This is a genomic window from Pseudomonas sp. NPDC087598, from assembly GCF_044743525.1.
Lineage (GTDB): Bacteria > Pseudomonadota > Gammaproteobacteria > Pseudomonadales > Pseudomonadaceae > Aquipseudomonas.
Genome location: NZ_JBIUWQ010000084.1, coordinates 869 through 4,307, shown reverse-complemented (window position 1 = coordinate 4,307; position 3,439 = coordinate 869). Strand labels below are relative to the sequence as shown.

Sequence of the window (3,439 nt, the reverse complement as noted above, 5' to 3'; positions counted from 1 at the left end):
GCGCCACCCCCACCGCCGGCCAGCCGCACAGCACCAGCCCGCGCGCGGCGCAAACGGTAACAACAATCCCCGCGTAGAGCGCCCGCCCGAGATTTGTTGGACTGGAGTTCATAGCGGCTCCTTAAGCCTTAGCGCATATCGCGTTCGACACCAGACAGACTCGCCTGGAAAGCCTCACGCGCAAACTGGCGCTCCATATAATCAAGCAGCGGCTTGGCTGGCCGCGGCAGTTCAATACCCAGAATCGGCAAACGCCAGAGTATTGGCAATAGGCAGCAATCCACCAGACTTTGTTCCTCACTGAGGAAAAACGGCTTGTCGGCAAACAACGGCGACACGCCCGTCAGGCTTTCACGCAATTCCTTGCGCGCCACGACACGCGCGGCCTCCTTGGACTTGGGATCCAGAATCAGATCCACCAGACCACACCAGTCACGCTGAATACGGTGAATCAGCAGACGACTGTTGGCACGCGCCACCGGATAAACCGGCATCAACGGCGGGTGCGGGTAACGCTCATCCAGATATTCCATCACCACGGTCGACTCCCACAATGCCAGGTCGCGATCGACCAGCGTGGGGAGGCTTCCGTAAGGGTTCACCTCAATCAGTTTAGGCGGCTGACGACCAGCTTCCACATAAATGATCTCGGCGCTGACACCCTTCTCTGCGAGCACAATGCGCACTCGGTGGGAATAGTGGTCGGCGGGGTCGGAGTAACAGGCCAACCGATTGGTCACGCCCATGGCGATCCTCCTCGCTTGTTGAAATTATCGGAACCGGAAAAACGCGCGCGCCCAGAGGGCGCCTCCCGCAATACCTGGCTGACCAGGCGTTACGCTATTGGAGACGCCCTTGGGCGCGCGCGATTAACAGCAATGCTTTGAAGCGTATCAGTGCACGTCTTTCCAGTATTCACGCTTGAGCAGGTAGGCGAACACAAAGAAGAACGCCAGGTACAGCAAGACATAAGTACCGATGCGCTGATGTTGCAGCTTAACCGGGTTAGCCGAGTAAGCCAGGAAGGTTACCAGATTCTTGACCTTCTCATCGAACTGCTCTTCGTTCAGAGCACCGGACTTCGGCACGATGGTCAACTGATCGCACGCTTCATGAGTCAGCGGCGTGCCGGTCAGCGGATCATATTGCTTCTTGCCGTCTTCGACGATCTGCACCTGTTTGCAGCCCACGACCTGACGACCTTGCAGGCCGACCAGCACGTTAGGCATGCCGACGTTCGGGAAAACCTTGTTGTTCACGCCCCACGGACGTGCAGGATCTTCGTAGAACGACTTCAGGTAACCGTAGAGCCAGTCTGTGCCACGTACGCGAGCTACCAGCGTCAGATCCGGCGGCGCCGCGCCGAACCAGGTCTTGGCGTCGACCGGCTGCATGCCGATGTTCATGTGATCGCCAATCTTGGCACCGGTGAACACCAGCTTCTCCAGCATCAACTCATGAGGAACGCCGAGGTCATCGGCAACCCGCTCGTAACGCTGGAACTTGGCGCTGTGGCAACCCATGCAATAGTTGGCAAAGGTACGTGCGCCATCCTGCAGCGCAGCCTTGTCGGAAACGTCGATATCGACTTTTTCCAGTTCCGGACCACCATGTTCAGCGGCGAAGGACAGCACTGGCAGAGCAGCAAAAATCAGAGCAAAAAATAACTTTTTCATCAGCCAGTCACCCTTTCCGGAACCTTTTTGGTCTTCTCGAGCCTGGTGTAGAACGGCATCAGAATGAAGTAGGCGAAGTACAGGAACGTGCAGATCTGCGATACCAGCGTGCGCTCAGGAGTCGGAGCGAGAACGCCCAGAATGCCGAGAATCACGAACGAAATGCAGAACACCACCAGCCAGATTTTGCTCATCCAGCCTTTGTAGCGCATCGACTTGACCGGGCTGCGGTCGAGCCAGGGCAAGACAAACAGCACCGCGATTGCCGCACCCATGGCAATCACGCCCATGAGCTTGTCCGGGATCGCCCGCAGAATCGCGTAGAACGGCGTGAAGTACCAGACCGGCGCAATGTGCTCTGGCGTCTTGAATGGGTTGGCCTGCTCGAAGTTTGGTTTTTCGAGGAAGTAGCCGCCCATTTCCGGGAAGAAGAACACGATAAAGCAGAAGATGAACAGGAACACCACGACACCGACAATGTCTTTCACGGTGTAGTACGGGTGGAAAGCAATGCCGTCCAGCGGGATGCCGTTTTCGTCTTTGTGCTTCTTGATGTCGACGCCATCCGGGTTGTTCGAGCCGACTTCGTGCAGCGCCAGGATGTGCAGCACCACCAGACCGAGAATCACGATCGGCAGAGCGACAACGTGCAGGGCGAAGAAGCGGTTCAGGGTGATCCCGGAGATCAGGTAGTCACCACGAATCCACTGCGTCAGGTCGTTACCGATGACGGGGATCGCGCCGAACAGCGAGATGATCACCTGGGCACCCCAGTAGGACATCTGACCCCAAGGCAGCAGATAACCCATGAAGGCTTCAGCCATCAGTGCCAGGTAGATCAGCATGCCGAACACCCAGACCAGTTCACGCGGCTTCTGGTACGAACCATAGAGCAAGCCACGGAACATGTGCAGATAGACCACGATGAAGAACGCCGAGGCGCCGGTCGAGTGCAGCAGACGCAGGATCGAGCCGTACTCGACGTCGCGCATGATGTATTCAACGGAAGCGAACGCTTCTTCTGCCGAAGGCGTGTAGCTCATCGTCAGCCAGACACCGGTGACGATCTGGTTGACCAGCACCAGCAGCGCCAGCGAGCCGAAGAAATAGAAGAAGTTGAAGTTTTTTGGCGCGTAATACTTGCTGAGATGGTCTTCCCACATTTTGGTCGCAGGAAAGCGCGCATCAACCCAATCCATGAACTTGCTCATCACGCTTTCTCCGTATCGACGCCAATGACAATCAGGTCATCGGTCTCATAGGAATGCGGGGGAACTGGCAGGTTCAAAGGCGCAGGTTGCGACTTGTAGACGCGGCCAGCCAGATCGTAGTGAGAACCGTGGCAAGGGCAGAAATAGCCGCCCACCCAGTCCTTGCCCAGATCCGCAGGTGCCACTTCGGGACGGAAGGTCGGTGAGCAACCCAGGTGTGTGCAGATCCCGATCAGCAGCAGAATTTCCGGCTTGATCGATCGCACTTCAGGGTCGACATAGGTAGGTTGCGTGGAGTTTTTGGAGGTTGGATCGGAGAGCTGGCCCTCGATCTTCTTGAGATTCCCCAGGATTTCCGCAGTACGACGAACAATGAACACCGGCTGGCCGCGCCACTCAGCAATCATCTGCTGTCCTGGCTCGATCTTGCCGACATTCACTTTCACCGGTGCACCAGCGGGGTTGGGGGGGGGGGGGGGGGGGCGGCAACCCCCCCCCCCCGCCGGGCGCCCGCCCCCCCCCCCCGGGCCCCCCCCCCCCCCGGGGGGGGGC

3 protein-coding genes and 1 pseudogene are annotated in these 3,439 nt (G+C 58.2%); all 4 read right to left on the bottom strand.

Annotation, left to right across the window (positions count from 1 at the left end; translation table 11 throughout):
• Window positions 1–128 precede the first annotated feature (128 nt).
• Window positions 129–746 carry a glutathione S-transferase N-terminal domain-containing protein gene (locus ACIOWE_RS28010; RefSeq protein ID WP_007961620.1) on the bottom strand — a complete coding sequence of 206 codons (618 nt, stop codon included), beginning with the start codon at window positions 744–746 and terminating at the stop codon, window positions 129–131.
• A gap of 147 nt (window positions 747–893) precedes the next feature.
• A complete protein-coding gene (locus ACIOWE_RS28005) occupies window positions 894–1,676 on the bottom strand; it encodes a cytochrome c1 (protein WP_201236864.1) in 783 nt (260 codons plus the stop codon).
• Entirely contained in the window at window positions 1,676–2,887 is a 1,212-nt protein-coding gene (locus tag ACIOWE_RS28000; RefSeq protein ID WP_103306226.1) for a cytochrome bc complex cytochrome b subunit, read from the bottom strand. Before ACIOWE_RS28000 ends, ACIOWE_RS28005 begins: the two co-directional genes overlap by 1 nt.
• A pseudogene (gene petA, locus ACIOWE_RS27995) lies at window positions 2,887–3,348 on the bottom strand (ubiquinol-cytochrome c reductase iron-sulfur subunit); the annotation flags it as partial. The gene ACIOWE_RS28000 and the pseudogene petA, both read right to left, overlap by 1 nt.
• Between the last annotated feature and the right edge of the window lie 91 nt (window positions 3,349–3,439).

Coding starts and splice junctions, on each gene's coding strand:
- ACIOWE_RS28010 (WP_007961620.1), bottom strand. CDS start 746: ATGGGCGTGACCAATCGGTTGGCCTGTTACTCCGACCCCGCCGACCAC.
- ACIOWE_RS28005 (WP_201236864.1), bottom strand. CDS start 1,676: ATGAAAAAGTTATTTTTTGCTCTGATTTTTGCTGCTCTGCCAGTGCTG.
- ACIOWE_RS28000 (WP_103306226.1), bottom strand. CDS start 2,887: ATGAGCAAGTTCATGGATTGGGTTGATGCGCGCTTTCCTGCGACCAAA.